General features: G+C 33.8%; 16 protein-coding genes and 1 pseudogene. 10 read left to right on the forward strand and 7 right to left on the reverse strand.

The genetic code is table 11. The features are described from left to right. Window positions 1-44: 44 nt before the first annotated feature. From C794_RS20140 to C794_RS06800, 5 genes are all read left to right on the forward strand, one after another. Window positions 45-2198: a DUF4832 domain-containing protein gene (locus tag C794_RS20140; RefSeq protein WP_017796374.1), complete on the forward strand. Its 2154-nt coding sequence runs from the start codon at window positions 45-47 to the stop codon at window positions 2196-2198. 263 nt (window positions 2199-2461) lie between these two features. Next, a complete protein-coding gene (locus C794_RS20145; protein ID WP_154648775.1) occupies window positions 2462-2791 on the forward strand; it encodes a YolD-like family protein in 330 nt (109 codons plus the stop codon). A 477-nt stretch (window positions 2792-3268) separates the two neighbouring features. Beyond that, the gene (locus C794_RS06785) at window positions 3269-4651 is read left to right on the forward strand and encodes an SNIPE associated domain-containing protein (protein ID WP_017796376.1); all 1383 of its coding nucleotides are present in this window, start codon (window positions 3269-3271) and stop codon (window positions 4649-4651) included. Window positions 4652-5839: 1188 nt separating this feature from the next. Next, window positions 5840-6178 carry a YolD-like family protein gene (locus C794_RS19760; RefSeq protein ID WP_017796377.1) on the forward strand — a complete coding sequence of 113 codons (339 nt, stop codon included), beginning with the start codon at window positions 5840-5842 and terminating at the stop codon, window positions 6176-6178. A 146-nt stretch (window positions 6179-6324) separates the two neighbouring features. After that, window positions 6325-7167 carry a TraB/GumN family protein gene (locus C794_RS06800; RefSeq protein ID WP_017796378.1) on the forward strand — a complete coding sequence of 281 codons (843 nt, stop codon included), beginning with the start codon at window positions 6325-6327 and terminating at the stop codon, window positions 7165-7167. Between the two features lie 629 nt (window positions 7168-7796). Here the strand turns inward: C794_RS06800 and C794_RS20665 are convergent. From C794_RS20665 to C794_RS20995, 3 genes and pseudogenes are all read right to left on the reverse strand, one after another. Then, the gene (locus C794_RS20665) at window positions 7797-7952 is read right to left on the reverse strand and encodes a hypothetical protein (RefSeq protein ID WP_017796379.1); all 156 of its coding nucleotides are present in this window, start codon (window positions 7950-7952) and stop codon (window positions 7797-7799) included. Then, window positions 7943-8377 carry a GNAT family N-acetyltransferase gene (locus C794_RS06810; protein ID WP_017796380.1) on the reverse strand — a complete coding sequence of 145 codons (435 nt, stop codon included), beginning with the start codon at window positions 8375-8377 and terminating at the stop codon, window positions 7943-7945. The genes C794_RS20665 and C794_RS06810 overlap by 10 nt, the downstream gene beginning before the upstream one ends. A 267-nt stretch (window positions 8378-8644) precedes the next feature. Further along, window positions 8645-8896, reverse strand: a pseudogene (locus C794_RS20995) (MmcQ/YjbR family DNA-binding protein); the annotation flags it as partial. A 469-nt stretch (window positions 8897-9365) separates the two neighbouring features. Between C794_RS20995 and C794_RS06820 the strand changes: the two are divergent. Next, on the forward strand, window positions 9366-9662 hold the full coding sequence (locus tag C794_RS06820; RefSeq protein WP_017796382.1) for a hypothetical protein: 297 nt from the start codon (window positions 9366-9368) through the stop codon (window positions 9660-9662). A 138-nt stretch (window positions 9663-9800) separates the two neighbouring features. On the opposite strand, the gene C794_RS06825 is transcribed toward C794_RS06820, so the two are convergent. Beyond that, the gene (locus C794_RS06825; protein WP_017796383.1) at window positions 9801-10409 is read right to left on the reverse strand and encodes a peptidoglycan-binding domain-containing protein; all 609 of its coding nucleotides are present in this window, start codon (window positions 10407-10409) and stop codon (window positions 9801-9803) included. A 320-nt stretch (window positions 10410-10729) separates the two neighbouring features. On the opposite strand from C794_RS06825, the gene C794_RS06830 reads away from it, so the two are divergent. Beyond that, entirely contained in the window at window positions 10730-12220 is a 1491-nt protein-coding gene (locus tag C794_RS06830) for a glycine betaine uptake BCCT transporter (protein ID WP_017796384.1), read from the forward strand. Window positions 12221-12322: 102 nt separating this feature from the next. Here C794_RS06830 and C794_RS06835 read toward each other — a convergent pair whose 3' ends face one another. The 3 genes from C794_RS06835 to C794_RS06845 form a co-directional block, all read right to left on the reverse strand. Next, on the reverse strand, window positions 12323-13681 hold the full coding sequence (locus tag C794_RS06835; RefSeq protein WP_017796385.1) for an FAD-binding oxidoreductase: 1359 nt from the start codon (window positions 13679-13681) through the stop codon (window positions 12323-12325). Between the two features lie 82 nt (window positions 13682-13763). After that, window positions 13764-15140, reverse strand: a complete 1377-nt coding sequence (locus C794_RS06840) for a YjiH family protein (protein ID WP_017796386.1) — start codon at window positions 15138-15140, stop codon at window positions 13764-13766. Between the two features lie 13 nt (window positions 15141-15153). Further along, window positions 15154-16458 carry an aspartate aminotransferase family protein gene (locus C794_RS06845; protein ID WP_017796387.1) on the reverse strand — a complete coding sequence of 435 codons (1305 nt, stop codon included), beginning with the start codon at window positions 16456-16458 and terminating at the stop codon, window positions 15154-15156. A 532-nt stretch (window positions 16459-16990) separates the two neighbouring features. Between C794_RS06845 and C794_RS20825 the strand changes: the two genes are divergently transcribed. The 3 genes from C794_RS20825 to C794_RS06865 all read left to right on the forward strand — a co-directional run bounded on the left by C794_RS20825 (window position 16991) and on the right by C794_RS06865 (window position 20840). Beyond that, window positions 16991-17149 (forward strand): hypothetical protein, encoded by a 159-nt coding sequence (locus tag C794_RS20825; RefSeq protein ID WP_017796389.1) that lies wholly within the window; start codon window positions 16991-16993, stop codon window positions 17147-17149. A gap of 1 nt (window position 17150) precedes the next feature. Then, window positions 17151-17405 carry a hypothetical protein gene (locus C794_RS06860; RefSeq protein ID WP_017796390.1) on the forward strand — a complete coding sequence of 85 codons (255 nt, stop codon included), beginning with the start codon at window positions 17151-17153 and terminating at the stop codon, window positions 17403-17405. A 603-nt stretch (window positions 17406-18008) separates the two neighbouring features. Further along, the gene (locus tag C794_RS06865) at window positions 18009-20840 is read left to right on the forward strand and encodes a LamG-like jellyroll fold domain-containing protein (RefSeq protein WP_017796391.1); all 2832 of its coding nucleotides are present in this window, start codon (window positions 18009-18011) and stop codon (window positions 20838-20840) included. The last annotated feature ends 8 nt before the right edge of the window (window positions 20841-20848 follow it).

Raw genomic sequence — 20848 nt, forward strand, 5'->3', positions numbered from 1 at the left:
AAACTATAAGGGTGTATAGTTAAAAAAACTAAATGGAGGTTAAGATGAAACAGAGTACAAAAATTGTGAAATATTTCTTAGTTCTTGCTTTACTAATTACTTTAGCGGTAACACCTACAAATCTAAAAGTAAATGCCGTCCCTTTAGAAACCAATACAGTAATCGATGATTTTGAAAACTATACCTCAGATGATGAGTTAAGAACAGCCTATAAACTTTGGTCATCATCTGAAGGTAGTGGTGTCGATTGGTCTTTAAGCCAAAAACATGCTCATGATGGGGCAAACTCTATGCGTATCGTCCCGATTAAGCCTTTAGATGATTGGGTATCCTTAGCTTACAATTTCCCTGCGCGTGACTGGACAGATTCTGCTGGTATTTCATTTTGGATACATAACGATGCGGACGAGCCATTAGCATTTAACTTGGATGTTAAATCCGAATCAAAGACATATGGTCAAGAAGGAACTTTTAAGGCGTCCCTAAAAGAAGAAGGCGATGCATCATGGGAAGAGCATACTTTTAGCAGTATGTTGTCTGTTCCAGGAAATTTCACTGGACTTGTCCGCATTTCTTGGGATCAATTTACACAGAAAGCGTGGCAATGTCTACAAAGTTGTGAAAATGAGCTTAACCTGGGTTTAGTCAGTGGGTTTGAATTAGGCTATAGTCCACAGGCTAATTCGAAGAATGAAATTTATATAGATTCTATTGGTCTATGGGGTACTTCCGAAGGCGGTGCGGGAGGGATTTTAGCACCTGTATGGGCAACTCCTTCAAATACGTTTAATCTGAATTATACACCGGCACCAATAGATAACCCATTAAAAGGATTTTTACCCTTTAGTGAATCGGCATCATGGCGAACTGACTATAATCAGATACCTTACAGTTTGGAGTATTTCTATATACCTTTGAAGTATATAATGACAAACTTTAATGAATACGATTGGAGCAAGCTAGAGGCTAAAATCGATGATATCGCCTCAAGAGGAAATCAGGCAATTTTTAGAGTATACCTCGATTATCCAAATAAGCCAACAGGAATCCCTTCGTTTTTGCTTGATCTCGGATTGGAGACAAGAGACTACTCTTACTATAGCAATGGGGGATCTAATGGTACGAGTATGGCACCTGATTATAATGATGAGAATCTAATAACCGCCTTGTCACATTTTATTGAAGCCCTTGGAGATAAATATGATGGTGACCCAAGGATTGGTTTTATTCAAGCTGGATTAATTGGATTTTGGGGTGAATGGCATACTTATCCGCAGAATGGTACAACTTCACTTGGAAGTTGGGACGGTGAACTAGCTGAACACGAAAATGGCCGTGCAACTGATTGGATGCCTAGCTTGGCCAATCAAGAAGCTATTATGCAAAAGTTTAATGATTCCTTCGATGAAACAAAAATACTGGCACGCTATCCTAGTGAATTTAATCGTGACCTGAGTATCGGCTATCACGATGATTCTTTTGCTTTTCAGACTTTGCCTTCTAGTCTAGGAGGGGAAGACTGGCACTTTGTCGGGCGACTGGAAGAAAATCAAGTTATGAACAAATGGAAAAAAGAGCCAATCGGCGGAGAAATGCGTCCCGAAATTCAAATGGATATGTGGGATAACGATCCACCTCAATACTTAGGTGATCCAATTGAAGGGGCTCAAGGAGAAGATTATTATAAAAGCGTGGAGCTAACTCACGTTTCCTGGCTGAAAATTCAAAACGTTTTTCAAATACCATTAGAAGAGGATGCACTCGAACGAGCGCGTGAAGGTTCACGTCGTTTAGGTTATGAATATTTTGTACCGAATGCCTATATGAACGTGGCTAATGGTCACTTGCAAGCAGCGATGGAAATTCAAAATACAGGTGTAGCTCCTTTCTATTATGATTGGAAAGTGGAAATCGCAGCAAGAGATGAAAACGGAAAAATTGAAGAGTGGACGACAGATTGGGATATATCATACATCTTACCGAAGGAGGACGGAACAGAAGAAAATAATGGGGTTCTGATGGAGTGGTCTGGTGACATTTCGCAACTAAGTGAAGGCAGCTATGATATTTTAGTTAACGTTGTTAACCCTTTATCAAATATGAACTCGAATGCTAAGACATTCCGTTTCGCTAATGAGGAGCAGGAAGAGAACGGGTGGCTGAACATTGGCCAAATCGAGATAAATGTTTCCCGTTGAAAATTAGGAGAATTGTGTAACCGCGCTGCCATTCTTTTAATAACTACCGAGCGTGGACCTGGATGATAATGTAATATAACTTCAAAAATTCGTTATGTAAAATACGACTTTTAACGAGGTGGTATTTTTAATGGATAAACTTACATTAAAAAATCATGTTTACTTGGAACATTATTTTGGTATAACAAGAACACACGTTCTGTAAGTGGAGTGAAGTATAAAAGGGTAGTGTGAATGATCGAGGTTCAATCAAATGGACTGCTATGATGATGCCAGAACATATAGAAATGCTAAAGGATTTGAAGAAGGAGCAAGTTAAAGTGAAACCCATAATTGATGAGCAAAAACAAGAAGAAATAAATTTTCAATTAAAAATGGGATTTAAGGATAACTTGTTAGTGGAAATTAAATATTATGAGAATGGGCATTTCTTGACATTTAAGGGGTATATTCAAAAAATGAACTATGAGAATAAACTGATTGAAGTAACTGAGGAGATTTATGAAAGGGAATTTATGAGGATAAAATATGAGGATATATTGGATGTTTTTATTATATGGGGTTTTCTTTTTGAGCGGAATATTCTTCTTTAATAGTGAGTGAAAGTATGAATCCTGACAAATTAGAAATGAATGCTGTCGCATACAGTATAGCAGAATACATATTATTAAATTTAATACCAATATATAATGCTAAGATTCCAAGAAAGAGGTAGCTTAATACATAATAAAATCGAAATCTTTTCTTCTTTGATAAGATAGTAATAATTATAATTGTCAAAAGCAGTATAGAAAAAGTAATTAACTCCATTCAACCACTCCTTTATACTGCAATAATAACTTGATATTGATGAATCCACAATATGTATTAAACAATCTTAATCAGTTATTTACAATAACTAAAATTAAAGAAGTAGCTATAAAAATTCCTCTCATGAGTAATTAAGGTAGTCTGACTAGAGGTAACCAACACTGCATAGGTAATAATGATTAGTTATTCACTTGATACTATTTAAATGTTAGGTCAAATGGAATATAATACTAATAAGACTTGAATAGGGAGGGGATTTTTTGAAGTTGAAATGGTATTTGCAAACATGGTTTATTAGTTTATGCTTTACTTTATCAATTTTAATTGTACCACTGATTTTAGGAATCATTCTATTATTATTACATTATAAAGAAGTGAAAAAACAAAGTGAATTTTTTAATAATGATGAAAGATACCAAGCTGCCAATTTAGAAAAAACAGTACAGAAATTAGAAAGAGAAATTGAAAAATTAGAAAAAGAAAAAGAGGATAAAACATTAAAATTTGACAAACAGATGGAAGATAGGAAGTCTGAATTAGAGGTGGTTAAAAAAGAAATTATTGATTATGAAGAAGAAGTTGCTATGCAGTCATTCGGATTTCATGATTATAAATATGTATTTGGTAGTTCAGAACTTTATAAAGCAAAATTAAATGAGATTCGACAAAAACAAAAAGATATGGTAAAAGATGATATCGCAACCGAGTCCAAAACGTGGACTGTAGATGGTAATAAGAGAAAAGGTGAGTCATTGCGAAAAGAAAACGTAAAACTTGTTCTAAGGGCATTTAATCAAGAGTGCGACACGGCAATTTCTAAAGTTAAATTTAATAATTTGGAAATAGTTAAAAAGCAAATATTAAAAGCTTTTGAACAGTTAAATAAAAATAGTAAAAATAAAGGTGTAATGATAAAAGTTGAGTATTTGGATTTAAAATTTGAAGAGTTAATACTATTTCATGAGCACCAAGTTAAAAAAGAAGAGGAAAGAGAAGAGCAGAGACAGATTAGAGAACAAATGCGTGAGGAGAAAAAGGTTCAAGACGAGATTAAAAAAGAGCGCAAAAAGCTAGAAAAAGATGAAAAACATTTTACTAATGCTTTTGAGAAGTATAAAAAGCAACTTGAAGAGGCAAATACAGAAATTCATATTGAAATTGAGAAAAAGATGGCAGAAATTAAATTGCAACTTGAAAAGATAAAAAAGGAAAAAGAAGTAGTTGATTATAGAGAGCAGAATGCAAGAGCGGGGTATGTGTACATAATCTCAAATATTGGCTCTTTTGGTGAAAATATATACAAGATTGGTATGACTAGAAGGCTAGAACCTATGGAAAGAATTAATGAGTTGGGTAGTGCTTCAGTTCCTTTTAATTTTGATGTGCATGCAATGATATTTTCTGACGATGCCCCAGACCTAGAGAATAAACTTCATAAGGCTTTTATTAATAAGCAAGTAAATAAAGTTAACACTAGAAAAGAATTTTTTGATGTCACATTAGAAGAAATTGTTGAGGTAGTTGAGAACAATTTTGATAAAACTGTTGAATTTACGAAAATTGCAGAGGCTGAAGACTATCGCAAATCGTTAAAGATATCTGAGGGGAAAATTGATGAGGGTACAAATGTAATAGCGTCTTAAATTATTGGTAAGCCCCCACAAAAGTGAGGGCTTTTTTGTTTTATTTATTTCAGTCAATGATAACCTGCTAATTTTTTCTTGCTGTTCTTACAGAAAATACCGTCAACTGCATCCTAAAAAAACAATGAAGTATCTTGCGATAAATGAGCTCTATGGATATTTTATTTAAGGATTGTTTAATTATTTAGTGGTTCCTTTTTTACAAAGGAACCACTTCTTATATTGTGAAGTCTTTTTCTGAGTACATGTAAATATATTTTTAAAGCTTTTTTAAGTATATTGTAAAACCGATACTTATGATAAAGTAATACACACCTAGAATACCCAAATTGTCAATTAAAGTTGTTGAAAATGGATTTCCGCTTACAAAGGTTTTCCAAAGTATAGAGACTAAGCTAAACATAATAGGAATGGATAAAAAGAATCCAATAAAATATATCTTTAAGTTAGAGTTCATAATTATCACCTATCTAATAGTATTTATATTTATCTAATACACTTGGCAGAGTAATATGCGAAAGATGCTGTTAAGATCTAAACTTTCAAAGCATCAACCGCCATGCAAGATTTCTAACTAGCCATAAGAATGATTTCTCCATTATAGGAAGATAGTTTCTCGTTCACTATTATTTTTTCTAATTGACAAAAATTTTCACTATCTCAAATCTCTATACATAAAAACTAATAAACTTTTAAACCACTTACTTTCAAAATGCTTCTTTCCCCAAAAAATAGCTAAGGGGAGTTTTATTTTTTATTCTTTTTCTTTGAATCGAATAAACCAAATGCAACTGCAACAGCTATAACAATACCAACCCAACTACCAATACTCATAACTAACCTCTCTTTCTAGTATTCGTTTTTTAGTGAATTTACTTAAAAATCTTTCTGCAGCACGTCCAGTAATTCGTCTGCCAATTCGCTTACCTACTTTCCTTTCTTCACAGCCTCAACATCATTTCAAATACGTAAAAACTTGTATATGTTTGATTTTAAAACCATAATATCCTCTTATATTTTCTTTTCTAATTTAACTTCATTCCTTATATGTTGATTTATTTCCTATTCTAATGAGTTGTTCACATAGGAGCAAGCGAATTTTAACAGGATTTCCACTTTTTTCGTGTTTACACTTGTTATTATATTGATATAATGAGAACAAACGTTCGTTAAAAGGAGAACAGGAACATGAGTATTAATGACAGAGGTAAAATAAAATGGACATCTATGATGATGCCTGAACATACCGAGATGTTAAATCAATTAAAAGTAAAACAAAACAGAAAGAAGAAGCCTATACTTGATGAACAACAATTAGAAGAAAACGGATTTCAATTAATGATGGCACATAAGGACAATCTTTTAATAAATATAAAGTACTATAACAATTATGATTACCATAATACCAAAGGTTACATTGATAAGATCAATTACCAAGATCAATATATTACTGTGGTTGAAAAGGTAGGCTTAGAGCATGAATTAAAAATAAATTTTAATGCGATTTTAAAAGTTACTATTCTATAGAAAAGGCCTTATTCTCGAAGAATGCCTAGTTTCGGCTAGGTTATACATCGATTTATTTGACTTTACTGATTAATTGCACTACGTTGATAATGAGTTATTAAGGATAATATAAGGTTTTGAAGAGTACCAATAGGGATGGTGACAAAATGACGTATGATTATGATGGAAATGGTGGATTGCTATGGAAGATAGTAAATGGTGAGACAACTCTGTATGTACAAGGGATTATTCATGTAGGGCATGAGGATTTCTATCCACTTGCAAATGCAACTGAAGAGGCATATGATAGTGCAAATGTAATCCTTCCTGAAATTAATGTAGTAGAACCTGAAGTCAATGCAGAAGAAATCAATAATTTGGCGTTATTTAGTGAAGGTATGAATTTGGATAAAGTGTTGTCACCGAAGTCTTTAAAAAAACTTTCAAGTATTTTAGAAGCGCAGGAGTTATCTCTAGAGAACTTTAATAAATACCAACCTTGGTATATAGAAAGTATACTAGGGGCATTCATCAGGGAGAAAAGCGATTTAAGACCTGAGTATGGTGTTGATTTATATTTCCTTAAACGAGCCTTAGAAGATGGTAAAGAAATTATTGAATTAGAAACAGTAGAAGATCAATATAATGTTTTTAGTAGCTACAATTTAGATACACAAGTCAAAATGTTAGAACATACGATAGAAACATTTGAACAACAAGCTGATTGGATTAACCAATTAGGATATAGCTGGGTACACAGTAATAGTAGTAGCAGTAAGGAAGAGCTAATTAATATTGTAACGAATGATCTTAATCGTGCTGATGATGAATATCACAAAGAAATGAATGACATTCGTAATATTAATATGGTAAACAAACTAGATGAAATACTACAGAGTGATAGTGGAAAGACCTACTTTGTAATAGTCGGTTCTGGACATACTGTAATTGACCCAAGTTTTCCAAGTATACTTATAGAAAAAGGATATAATGTTAAAAGTATCTATTAACACGATGAAATAGATTAGAAGATATGATACTTAAATATAATTTTGGTGAGCCACTTGAATAAGAGTGGCTAAAAAATGTTCAAATTGAATCTATTGATGTAAATTAAAAAATCGCCCTAAATGGCCAATTTAATTTTAAAGAAAAAGAAGATAACTTATATGAACATATTACCTACAGTCATAGAATTAATAGATAATAATAAGATAATATAACTACTGCAGTAAGAATAATGGCCTTTACTCTTTTTTAGCATAAGTTACTATAATTGTTAATTATTTATTACAATATCAGTCCCATTACTACGATTGTCCACTCTTCGAGTCCAATCGGGATCATCCTTAATATCAAGTGTTTTAGACTCTTGGTATTTTTAATTTGTCTAATGGAAAGGTTATGGAATTTACACCAAAAGTGGATAGTGAAAATAATAAATAATACTCCTTAGCTATATTTGGGGCTAAGGGGGTTTAAAGGGGTAATCTGCAATATACTGATTACATTCTCAATTACCGGATATGCAAAAAGCACCTGCAAAAAAATTCTTTAATTTTTCAACACTACTTATAAACACTACTTACTTGTAGATTGTTTTCTAATGTCAAGAAGATGATTAGTTATCAGGTCCTTTTTAACTCATAAAAATTTTTATAATGGCATTAATAAGTGATTCATGTAAATTAAAATAAGGTGTAAGAAGTCGAATCAGCAAAGGAATAAAAATTGCCACGCTATCGCCAATTAAATATACAGAAAAAAAAATAGAGGTAGCAATTGCTACCCCCATTTTTTAGTCCACTCCATTAAATACTCTTGTTTATTGGTTTGTTCATCTTTTAATTCTTTCTTTATAATGAAACCGTTCTTTTCGTAAAAACGTACTGCCGATAAATTTTCTTTATATACTTTCAACTGAATTTTATTTCTTTGTTTTTTTTCAAAGTTCAATAACTCTTTCCCGGCACCATTATTTTGATATGCTACGTCGATAAAAAGCGCTGCTAAATAGTCATCTACCATCGAAATAAATCCTACAATTTTATTTTGATTAGTTATAACATGCGTTTCCGACATCGGAATATATTTTTCCTTCATCTCTTCAATTCGTGATTTCCAATAAACAGAATCAATAAAGTCGTGTGCTTGTAATGAACCTTTGTACCAAATGTCAATCAAAATATCAATATCATTATCGTTATACGCTCTTATCATAATGTCCCTCTTTTCCGTATGCCTGATACTTCATAATTTGGCCATGGCACATCCAGTAATGTGTCCGACAATTTGCTTGCCTACTTTTCCTTTCTTACAGCATCAACATCGTTCAAATTCTAAACATTTTGTATATCTTTGATTTTAAACTCATAATGCCCCTCTTATAATAAATCATTAATCCAATTTAATTTAAATTCTATGAAGAGAATGATTGGTTATTGTTACTGTTCCAAAGAGAGCTGATGTTTTATAAAATAACGGAATTCAAGAAGTTAATTCATAGCTTTCTTCAATTAGCCCCTTAATATCATCTAAATTTTCTGTGTAATCCAAAACAATACTTACCCAGTTATTTTTATCCATGTGATATGCAGGAAAAACATTTTCTAATTCTCTTAATGATCCTATCATTTCTTTTCTTACTTTGACATTTAATACATTAATTTTTTTATTGGCATTAATTCCTAATTTATCTTCAGTGATATCCATAATTAGGCCAAACCATTTTCCGCTATCCTTATGTCTTAAAGCGGCAAAATTTGAATATTTTTCTCAAGGATAATCTGGTTCAACTTTATACTTATTTTGTGTATATTTGAAAACATCTTCTCTACTTATCATTTTATTAAATCCCTCCAATGAAATTATTCCTATTATCAATTCTTTCTAAACTTAAGGGATATTTATCTATGGCATAGGTATACAAATTAATTTTAGTACAATCTGTGTTTTCACTTAATCATCATCTTTTTGATATCAATGATTTTATTTTCTCAATAAAATAAATGAAAGAGCAGCACTTTGATATGCTGAATATTAAACGCTGGAATATGAATAATGCAGTTAAACTATAATGACAATAAACAGATATTTTTAATCATTTGCTTCGGGAAGTTTAACTCATTATAAAACATTAGATTATTGCCATTTGTGACGAGATAATTAATAATTTTGATGAACAATTTAATGAAAGGGGGAAACATTCTTGAACAAAAAAATTATTCATATCGTTAACATTACGTTAGGTGTTATTATCTTTGGAGGAATAGGTATATTTCTTGCATGGTTATATTTAACCTTTGAGACAACAGATGTTATTCCTATCAATCTCCCGATAATGATTGTTCTCTTTATTTTATGGTTAACTTTTTATATACTTCAGCTTAGATACCCAACAATAAAACTATTTCTCTTTTTCTTCATAATAGAAATTTTACTACTTACATTTATTTATATTCAATTATCAGGTCAAGTTAGTTTTGAAATCTTCGGGAATAACTAAATAATATCAACAGAAACATGTAAGATGAGATAACTGTCATATTCTAATAGGTTATATCCAATATGGATAAAACATCAAATTTTTCAATTGATTTATAAAAAGCAGAGAACACCCACAGATATTCTCTGCTGCACTATCTTATTTACTCATCGGTTCCGATAAGATAACTTCTCCATCACTGTATACATTATAGAAGCCTACCGTTCCAGTACCTCCATCTTCAATCATGGATTTACTAGATGCTTTTAGGTTGTAAAAAGTTCTTCCTTCTTTATCTACATACAGTTCACCATTACTGCTGAAAATTAGGTCGTCATTGTTTAATTCTTCTTCAGCTAGAAAAATCGCGTAATCAACAGTAAACATATCTTGACGCTCTTCAGCTAATAAGGTTGTCCAAGCCTCTTCACCAACAATTCCATCAATCATTAGTTCATGTTCTTTTTGAAAATTCATTACTTGTTGTTCAGTCTTGCTACCAAATATTCCATCGACATCTGTCTCAAATCCGAAATGATTTAACTTCACTTGTACTAATTCTACCTCTAATCCTACACTATCTACTTTGAGTGTGGGTTGATGCTCGGGTGCAATGTCCAAGATTGGTTCAAGCTTTTCAGGTACCTCAGAATTAGACTGCTCCGTTTGCGATGCTGGATGGTCATTAGAGGCCTCTACTTGTTGAAAGTAAAGTGGTGTAAACGTCAAAGCAACAGCTGGCACAATCGTTAACCATTTCTTTTTCATTATGATAGATCCTCCTTTAATTATTTGGTGCATTACTTCAGTTCCACCTCCAAATAAATTTAAACAATTTTTTAAATCTACAGGCAAAGTATATAAATAAGAAAAACGCTAATATACGATGTATAGAAGCGGTTTTTTAATGCTTGCTTCTTTAGTGATCGGTTTATAAACTGACGGTATTTATGACTATTATAGTATTAATTAACCAAGGGGATATTAAAATATCATGCCAAATAATGGTTTGATTGTATAACGGGTCGGGTATTAAATAAGATGCCTATACATAAAAAAAAGAAAAGTAATAAAGAAGAGGTGTATGGATGAAAAGTGTTACGAGTGTTTTTTGGTATTCATTAGCATTGTGTATTATCGTAGTCCTGTGGGGGTCTTATGCTCCAAGCAATCTAGAAGGATTTACGTCAGACGTTACAACATTTATATCGGATACCTTTGGTTGGTATTATTTAATAATAGTCATGCTAATGTTGATATTTTGTGTCTATCTTATATTTTCTAAATATGGAAAAATTAAATTAGGCAAAGAGAATGACAAACCTGAATTTAGTTTATTGTCTTGGTTTGCTATGTTATTTAGTGCTGGAATGGGGATGGGTTTAGTATTTTGGACTACTGCAGAACCTATTTCACATGCATTTACTAGTTCTCCTGGTGCAGAACTAGGATCCGAACAAGCGATTAACGATGGATTAAAGTATTCTTTCTTTCATTGGGGAATACATGCGTGGGCAGTTTATGGAATTGTAGCATTAGTTTTAGCATATTTTAAATTTTATAAAGACACTCCAGGGTTAATAAGTGCGACATTGGTTCCATTATTCGGTAGAAATAGTATGCAAGGACCGGCTGGGAAAATTATTGATACTCTAGCAGTCTTTGCTACAGTTGTCGGTGTTGCAGCAACCCTTGGATTCGGTTCTGCACAAATTAACGGGGGATTATCTTATTTATTTGGTACTCCGAGTACTTTTTGGATGCAGTTACTAATATTAGTGATTGCGACCATTCTATTTATTTGTTCTGCATGGTCAGGAATCGGTCGAGGGATAAAGTATTTAAGTAATATTAATATGGGGCTTGCATTTGTACTTTTACTCATGTTATTTCTAATCGGTCCTACGCTATATATCCTTAATATGTTTACACACACATTAGGAAGTTATGTATCTGATTTCTTTGATATGAGCTTAAGATTAGCTCCTCAAGATGGTGATCAAAGAACTTGGATTAATAATTGGACGGTATTTTATTGGGCATGGTGGATATCTTGGTCACCATTTGTTGGAATTTTTATTGCGCGTATTTCAAAAGGAAGAACAATTAAAGAATTTATGCTTGGGGTGTTATTAGTCCCATCGATTGTATGTTTTATTTTCTTCGCAGTATTTGGAGTCTCTGCACTAAACTTAGAACAGAATGGCATTGCTGAAATATCAAAATTTGCATTAGAAACATCTACGTTTGGTGTATTAAATGAATATCCATTAGGTATGATAATGTCTATCATCACTTTATTTGTTGTAGCGATATTCTTTATTACATCAGCAGATTCAGCGACTTTCGTTCTCGGTATGTTAAGTACTGGAGGAACGATTAACCCACAAAACTCTGTTAAAATTATGTGGGGTCTTATGCAATCTGCAGTTGCAGCGATAATAGTATATTTTGGTGGTACACAAGGTCTGCAAAACATGTTAATTATTGCTGCTCTTCCATTCTCTGTGGTAATTATTCTGATGTGTGTTTCATTCTTTAAATCTGCTCGTAGGGATCAACGTCATTGGAGGAAGTAAAAAATAAGTATAGTGATTTTCATACAATGAAGATCACTATACTTATTTTTTCTTTATAGCTTATTTCATAATAATTTCTATACATCGTAGGTTTGATATTATTTAATCTATAAATATCTTTCCTGGATTAAGGATACCAGCAGGATCAAATAATTGCTTTATATTACGCATAATAGATAGGGAATTGCCGTGTTCTAGATCTTGAAACTTTTGCTTGCCAATTCCCACACCGTGTTCCCCTGTACACGTGCCACCAACCTCTATCGCACGGATTGCTAATGCTTCATTGACGGATTCAGCTAATTGTTTCTGACCATCAATCAGAGGGTCAAATAAAATTAAAGTATGGAAGTTTCCATCACCGACATGACCCCATACGCCGCCTTTCAACCCACTATCATCAATTAACTCTCTCGCATAGGTTATTAGTTCAGGTAAATCTCTAATAGGAACACATACATCTGCTCCTACTTCATCCATTCCGTTTATAGATTGAAAAGAATAGGATAGGTCATATCTTGCTTTCCAAAGTTCTTGTTGTTCAGCAGGATCTAATGCTACAGCCCAATTTTCACAACTTAAATCATTTAGAATAGATTGAGCAAGCTCTACTTCAGCTTCCACTGCTCGCTTTGCACCTGCAAACTCAAAGAAAAGCGAAGGGCGTACCGGGAATCTATATCCATTTTGGCGATTAACTTCAGCAACACTTGCTGCGTCCATTAATTCTATGCGCTTTAATGGGATACCACTTAATAATAATTGCTGACTGGCTGTAGCACATTCATTAATGGTTTCGAATGTACATCTTGCCATAATTGTATGTTCGGGAATAGGGTGAAGCTTTAATGTTACTTCTGTTATTATTCCTAAAGTACCTTCTGATCCTGCAAAAAGATTTGTTATTAAATACCCGGAAGAAGATTTTTTTGCTTTTGAAGCTGTATGAATAATCGTTCCATCAGCCATCACTACTTCTAAATCTACCAATTGATCTTTCATTGCTCCATAACGAACTGCGGTAGTTCCACTTGCGTTAGTTGCTACCATTCCACCAATGGTAGCGTCTACGCCTGGATCTACCGGGAATTGTAGACCGGCTGAGTTAATATAATCATTAAGTCGAAACCGTGTAATACCCGGCTGGACAGTAACAGTCATATTTTCAGGTGAAAATTCCACAACCTTATCCATTTGTTCAAAGTTAATAGATATTCCTTTATTTACAGGAATGGAAGAGCCTTCAAGTCCTGATCCTGTTCCAAAGGGAGTCACTGGAATCTGATTATTTCTTGCGATTTCAAGTATGGCTTGTACTTCTTCTTTGGATGTTGGAAAACAAACAACATCTGGTTCTACCGCTTTATGTGGAGATTCATCATACCCATGGCGGAATAAGATGCTTTCATTTTGTGAGACATTATCAATTCCTAATTTTTCTATAAGTTGTTCTATATACATTGCTGTTCACCTCATAAGAATAAAAATAACTAGGAGCGATTTGGAAATCGCTCCTAGATGAAGACGATATTATACTTTAAATCTAGTAAATCATATGAGCAATTAACACTATAATCGGTAATGAAATAATCGTTCTTTGTAAAAAAATAACAAATAAATGCCATGCTTTCACAGGAATTTTAGAAATAAGTAATAGTGTACCCATTTCTGTTAAATAGATAATCTGCACAAGTGAAAGAGCTCCTATTACAAATCTAGTAATTTCAGCTTCAATGCCAGATGCTAGTACAGCTGGCAAGAACATATCAATGAAACCAATTATTGTAGCAGGTGCTGCCGCAGCTGCCTCTGGTAGTTGCATCAGTTCGAGTAAAGGAACAATCGGTTGAGAAATCACTTGGAAAAATGAAGTGAATTCTGCAACCATAAGCGCAAGTGTACCAATTGCCATTACTTGAGGAAGCAAAACAAATGCGATTCCTAAAAATATTTCGTTTCCTTGTTTTAATTGATCTTTAAATGATCCGGCACTTTTTGCACGCTTTACAGCTTGTAGTAATCCCCATTTAAACTTATTCATATTTTCAGGAACATCTTCTTGAAAATGATTTTCTGTATAGTATCTATTAGGAATTTTAGAAATTGGCGGTATTCTCGGTATAATCATCGCACTTACCACACCTGCAATAACGATGGTTAGATAAAACACAGGGAACATGTGGTCCACATTTAACATTCCGGCAATTACTAGACAGAAGGGAAGCGAAACAGTTGAAAAACATGTTGCGATTGCTGCAGCTTCTCTTCCAGTATAAAATCCATTTTCATATTGTTCACGAGTAATAACGACACCGACGTTTACATTTCCTATCCAGGAAGCTAATAAGTCGATTGCCGAACGTCCAGGTAATGTAAATAATGGTTTTATAACATTTCTTAAGATAGATCCTATAAATTCCATTACTCCAAAATTAATTAAATAAGGCATCAAGAACGAAGCAACAAAGAACCATACAATTAAGCTTGTTAATAATCCGAACATAACTTGGCCAGTTAGCTCAGAATAGATTCCTTCAATTCCAACATTATAAAAGGTCATGATCGCGAATATTGTTCCAAGCACACGAAGCGTTGTCCAAAATATTGAGACGTCGAAAAGAGATTTAAACAACGCAGATTTTTCAATAAAAGCAGGCTTGAAAATTGCTTGTACCACAGTAAATAATGTGGAGATCACCATAATATACGTAACGATAGCTGGTAACCATGCGGTTAAAGCATCGATGATCAATTCTGTAATAATGCCTAATGGTATATTGAATGTTTCACCATCAAAAATTGGAAATAGGAAAATGAATACTCCAAATAAGGAAGGGAGTAAAAATTTCATTAGACCATTTTTATCTATTTTTTCGGCTTGTGGTGTATTGCCTGATAAATTTTCTGCTTGATTGCTCATTTCAGCACGTCCTTTATATTTGTGCTAGAACTTTGTCTAGTACATCGATTCCTTGATCAATTTGTTTCTTGTTAATGGTTAAAGGTGGAATCATACGGATGACTTCCCCAGCATTTCCACATAGATAGAATAAAACTCCTTCATCTAAACAACCGTTTAAAGCTTCCATTACAGCATCACCGTCTGGTTTACCAGTCGGAGGGTCTCTCAGTTCTATCCCTAACATTAGGCCAATTCCACGTACTTCGTGGACAATCTCATATTTTTCTTTTAGATTGTTAAGCTTTGTTAATGCATAATCTCCCATTGTCTTGGCATTGTTAAGGAGTTTTTCTTCTTTCATTACGGAAAGAGAAGCGCGTGCTGCTGCACAGGCAATCGGGTTACCACCAAAAGTTGTTCCATGTGAACCTAATGGCCATTGATCCATTAGTTCTTTGGATGCAACAGTGGCACTTAATGGCATTCCTGCTGCGATTCCTTTTGCAATGGCCATAATGTCAGGTGTAACACTAAAAGTTTGTGCAGCAAACCAATCGCCGGTACGACCAAATCCAGTCTGAACTTCGTCAAAAATTAATAAAATTCCATGACGATCACAGATCTCACGTACTTTTTGTAACCAAGATTTAGGAGGGATGATATAGCCGCCTTCTCCCATAATTGGCTCTAATATCATACATGCCACTTCTTCAGGGTCTACCTGATGTTTGAAAAGGGATTCTGCATCCTTCTCTAACTTCTCTGCAAAGAATATTTCTGGGTCTTGTCCTTCTGGTAAGTATTCTGGAAGAGCATATGGTAATTGATAGGTTAACCAAGATGGTTGTTGATACTTACGATATTTACTTTTTGAGGTAGAAACACTCAATGAACCAATCGAACGACCATGGAAGTTCCCCGTAAATGAAATGACATATGGACGTTTCGTCACATGCTTAGCTAACTTTAATCCACCTTCAATTGCTTCTGTACCACTATTAGCAAAGAAGAAATTATCTAGTTTTGGAGGCATAATTTCTTGAAGTTCTTGTGCTAATTTCAAGATAGATTCATAGATAATAACGCCTGATGGTCCGTGTACAAGATGATCTGCACTATCTTTTATCGCTTGTACTACTTTAGGATGACGATGTCCGACATTTTCTACTGCAATTCCAGAAGTGAAATCTAAATACTCTTTTCCATCCGTTCCGTAGTAGTAACAACCTTCTGCTTTAATAACAGGTAGATTCGGGTGATCTTTTGCCATGCTAGGTGCTAAGAAATTTCCGATTGAGTTTACAAGTTCTTGCCAATGTTGATCTGATTTATTCATAGAAAAAAGCTCCTTTATTGTCATGAAAGTATAATAATTGTATAAATATAAATTTGATTGCATAAAAATTATATAATAAATTTGTCGATTTATGAAGGGGGAATTTTTAATTTTTATAGTAAAAAACTATTGGTATTATATTCCTGCGTGTTTGTTGTGTAATTTACTTAGTAATTAGACTTTTCAGTTAATTAATTTATAACCTAAGAATTGGAGGTTATTTAATTGGAAAGAGTAGATGTTGTTTACGAATTAATACAGGATAAAATCTCATATATTTCAAGGGTAGTGAGGAAATGTATATAATCATCATTAATTAATGTGCATATTATAAAAAATTGTAGATAGGGGTTGTACAATGGGTCCTTTGTTGCCAACAATTGTATGGATTGTATATTATATCTTCTTTCTTATTCTATTAATTGTTAGTATGTATAATATGAAAAGAGATTTTATAAGAGTACAATCATCGCAAAATTTATTGTTAATTCCGTTATTGCTTATCATTAGCTTATTTTATTCAGAGGTGTAAATGAAATCGAATATTTATGGCTGCAACTCGTTTGATTTATTTGCTATAGCTATTGCAGTAATTTATATCTACTTTCTATTTTTTCGTTTCTTCTATTTATTAATCTATTTAGACGAAGATGAAAGATATACAAATTTTGAAGTATGGAGTGTTATGTAACTTGGAACATGTATTAAAACAAAAATGGATTATACTTTCAATGATTAGTTTTATTATAAGTTTAATATTATGGCTGCCTAATTTTATCGACGAATATGGATATGGTTATTGGTTATGGACATTCTTGATAGGTCCAATTGGTATCGTACTTGGATATATAGGTAGGAGTAAGTTAGCTGTCGTGTTGAATATTCTTATAACCTTTAGTTTTTTTATCTTTATGTTTATTGGGTTTTTATGGGAAAGTATTTATTAAGTTAGATTTAATGATTTAGTTGATTATATGAGAAAATGTCTGAAAAAAGAAGTAACACAGATAGAGGGGGTATTTTTTGAAATTTTATCAAAGGTGGGAAGGGAAGCCTGTGTGTGTTACTCATTATTATTCCCCTTAAAATAATACTAAACAAATACCGTATACTTAGTTAAATTAAGAGATACCGGCAACTCAGACATAGCCAGACAGCCACATCAATGAAGCATGTAGGAATCAGTTCTAGAAAGATTTTAAAGAAAAACGGGTTCAATAAATTAAGATTCATGACGTTAAGGATGGTTATGATAAAGGAGCATCTTTTCGAGTGTTTGAGTGTTCGCTATAGATTTAACCGAATATCGTGAGTTGAGAATAATTAAAAGCGAAATTCTTAAAGTTTTATCAGACTAGTATTATGATACTATTTTACCTTGAATAAATTTTAGATTAATATTAATATTTAATAAATTATGTATTATGGTAATCTATTTTTGAACAATGTTTTTCACGTAATTTAATAACCTTTTTGTTAAAAAGGGGAAATAGCTTAAAGTAAGAATGAATGCGCTATCAAAAAGGAAAAGGTGAAAGGAGAAAAAAACTATGCTTACTTTCTTAAAAAGAGTGTCAGTATTTGGTGTTTTATTGATCTGCCTCGCACCTATAACCGTATTAGGCAATGAGCAAACACATCCCGAATCTATAGCTTTTGATCGGGCTTCTGTACATGATCCATCGATAATTAAAGCGAAAGATGGAACGTACTATGTGTTTGGTTCACTTATAGCGGTTGCTAAATCAAATGATTTAAGTAACTGGAATTCTATAGTGGACAGTGAATATCAAACTCCTGAAAATAACCCTATCTATGGTGACTTATCTGCTAATCTAGCAGAATCATTTGAATGGGCTGGGGAAGATGATGCGGATAGTACAGGAGGCTTTGCTGTATGGGCTCCAGATATATTCTGGAACAAAGACTATGTCTGGGAAGATGGTTCAACCGGTGCTTATATGCTGTATTATAGCGTTTCTTCTACTTATATCCGCTCGGCTATTGGTATAGCGGTATCAAAAGATATAGAAGGTCACTATGAATATTCGGACACGATTATGTACTCTGGTTTTACGAACAACGAAAGTTATGATGATAATAGTGATGTGAATAAACATTGGGAAAATACAAATATCTCTAATCTTATAGATGAGGGGATTATTGGTGATGTAAATCCAGATTGGTTTACCGAAGAAAGCAATTTCAACAACGCTCTTTATACGAATGCGATCGACGCCAATATTCTCTATGATGAGAATGGTGACTTGTTTATGACTTACGGATCTTGGTCAGGTGGTACTTTTATTTTAGAATTGGATAAAGTAACAGGTACACCGATTTACCCAGGGGAAGATGGAGAAACTTCTGATGGTAGAATGATTGATCGATATTTTGGTACAAAAATTGCTGGTGGATTTGGAAGATCTGGTGAAGGAACCTATGCAGTCTATGATAAAGAAACAGGTTATTATTATCTCTACATTACATATGGTGGACTAGCCTCTGATGGTGGTTATCAAATGCGCCAATTCCGATCAGAAAATATTGAAGGTCCTTATGTAGATGCTGCTGGAAATGAAGCAGTATTTCCTGATAGCTTTGATATTGGTGTAGGTAATTTTCCTGGTAATGATGATCATAAAGAAATTGGTAATAAAATGATGGGAAACTTTCTGTTTAAGAGAGACTACGGTGAAGAAGGTGCAGGAATAGGGACAGGATATATGGCGCCGGGGCATAATTCATATTTAATCGATGAGAAACTTGGAAAAGAGTTCATTGTGACACATACTCGATTTCCTCAGGAAGGAGAAATGCATCAGGTTCGTGTGCACCAAATGTTTAAAAATAGTGATGATTGGCCAGTACCGGCACCATATCACTATGCAGGAGAAGGGATTGAAGCGGTAGCGGAACCTGATGTAATTGGTAACTATAAATTTGTGAACCATGGTAAAGAAATTACCGGTGAGTTAACCGAATCAACATGGGTTAAATTAAATGATGACCATTCTATTTCTGGAGCTGTATCAGGGACATGGGAACTCTATGATGATTACCGTGTGGAGTTAACAGTGGAGGATAAAAAATACGATGGTGTGTTCATTCGTCAGTATGATCCTACATCTGAAAAATGGGTGATGACATTTAGTGCGATGTCAAATGAAGGTGTAGTAGTCTGGGGAAGTCGTACAGAAACTAGAGATGATCAAGAAATTGTAGATAGCATAAAACAAGAATTAAGTGAAAGCCTACCTGAACGTGCCATTTCCGACTTAGACTTACCGACCTTGGGAACACAAGGGGCAGAAATTTCATGGGAATCCTCCCATCCAGAAGTTATTTCACCAGAAGGCGATGTTAATCGGCCACCCTTTGAATCCGATGATGCGAGGGTTGAATTGACAGCAATAATTACATTAGGAGAAGTAACGGAAACGCTCACTCTAACCATAACTGTACCTGCACGTGAACAAGGTGGATTGACAGCGTATTATGATTTTAGTGATGGTTTTTCAGATCGTTCCGGAAATCACGAGGATGCTACTATCACTGGGGATCGGATAAATAATACAGGTGGAGAGATTACTTTTGCGGATGGTATTGTTGGTCAGGCAGCCAAATTTAATGGTCAATCTGGATTAAAGCTGGCTGATGGTTTAATTGCTAGTAATCAATATTCTATATCGTTATGGATGAAACCTGAGGAGATAACTGAATTTACTACTACATTTTTTGGGACTAGAACAGAAAATAATTGGATAAGCCTTGTACCAAACGCTCAGAATGTCACCAAAGTATGGGCGCATAATGGAGATGACTGGTACGATGCGACATCAGATTCCATTATTCCAACAGGAGAATGGACACATTTCGCGTTTACTGTTGATGAAGGAAAAGCAACTGTATATATTAATGGAGAAGAAAAGTTTTCCAATGATAATTTTCCGAATATCTTTACAACAGAAGATGCTCAATTTAGTTTAGGTGTTAACTTTTGGGATACACCATTTAAAGGATTAATGGATGAAGTTCGTGTTTATGATGGTTTCGTACTTGCAGTCGAAGAAGTGCATTCACTGTACGAAAATCCTGCATTAGAAGAAGAGAATGATACGCCAGGAAATGAAGATGAAACTGACGACGGAACAGACGGTGATGGTTCCAAAGAAGGAGAAAAGGGAAACGATGTTGAAGACCCGAAGTCTAACGTTGATAAGGCGGGGGACGATGGTAATGTATCAGATAATGAAAAGCAAGGAGGAACACTACCGGAGACTGCAACCAACAGATATAATTGGCTATTATTGGGACTGGTATTATCCACAATTGGTGGTAGTGTATTATTACTTAAGAAGAGGAGCAACACTATTAATTAAGGAATTTT

It is taken from the genome of Oceanobacillus kimchii X50 (assembly GCF_000340475.1).
GTDB lineage: Bacteria > Bacillota > Bacilli > Bacillales > Amphibacillaceae > Oceanobacillus > Oceanobacillus kimchii.

Coding starts and splice junctions, on each gene's coding strand:
- C794_RS20140 (WP_017796374.1), top strand. CDS start 45: ATGAAACAGAGTACAAAAATTGTGAAATATTTCTTAGTTCTTGCTTTA.
- C794_RS20145 (WP_154648775.1), top strand. CDS start 2,462: ATGATGATGCCAGAACATATAGAAATGCTAAAGGATTTGAAGAAGGAG.
- C794_RS19760 (WP_017796377.1), top strand. CDS start 5,840: ATGAGTATTAATGACAGAGGTAAAATAAAATGGACATCTATGATGATG.
- C794_RS06800 (WP_017796378.1), top strand. CDS start 6,325: ATGACGTATGATTATGATGGAAATGGTGGATTGCTATGGAAGATAGTA.
- C794_RS20665 (WP_017796379.1), bottom strand. CDS start 7,952: ATGGGGGTAGCAATTGCTACCTCTATTTTTTTTTCTGTATATTTAATT.
- C794_RS06810 (WP_017796380.1), bottom strand. CDS start 8,377: ATGATAAGAGCGTATAACGATAATGATATTGATATTTTGATTGACATT.
- C794_RS06825 (WP_017796383.1), bottom strand. CDS start 10,409: ATGAAAAAGAAATGGTTAACGATTGTGCCAGCTGTTGCTTTGACGTTT.
- C794_RS06830 (WP_017796384.1), top strand. CDS start 10,730: ATGAAAAGTGTTACGAGTGTTTTTTGGTATTCATTAGCATTGTGTATT.
- C794_RS06835 (WP_017796385.1), bottom strand. CDS start 13,681: ATGTATATAGAACAACTTATAGAAAAATTAGGAATTGATAATGTCTCA.
- C794_RS06840 (WP_017796386.1), bottom strand. CDS start 15,140: ATGAGCAATCAAGCAGAAAATTTATCAGGCAATACACCACAAGCCGAA.
- C794_RS06845 (WP_017796387.1), bottom strand. CDS start 16,458: ATGAATAAATCAGATCAACATTGGCAAGAACTTGTAAACTCAATCGGA.
- C794_RS20825 (WP_017796389.1), top strand. CDS start 16,991: ATGAAATCGAATATTTATGGCTGCAACTCGTTTGATTTATTTGCTATA.
- C794_RS06865 (WP_017796391.1), top strand. CDS start 18,009: ATGCTTACTTTCTTAAAAAGAGTGTCAGTATTTGGTGTTTTATTGATC.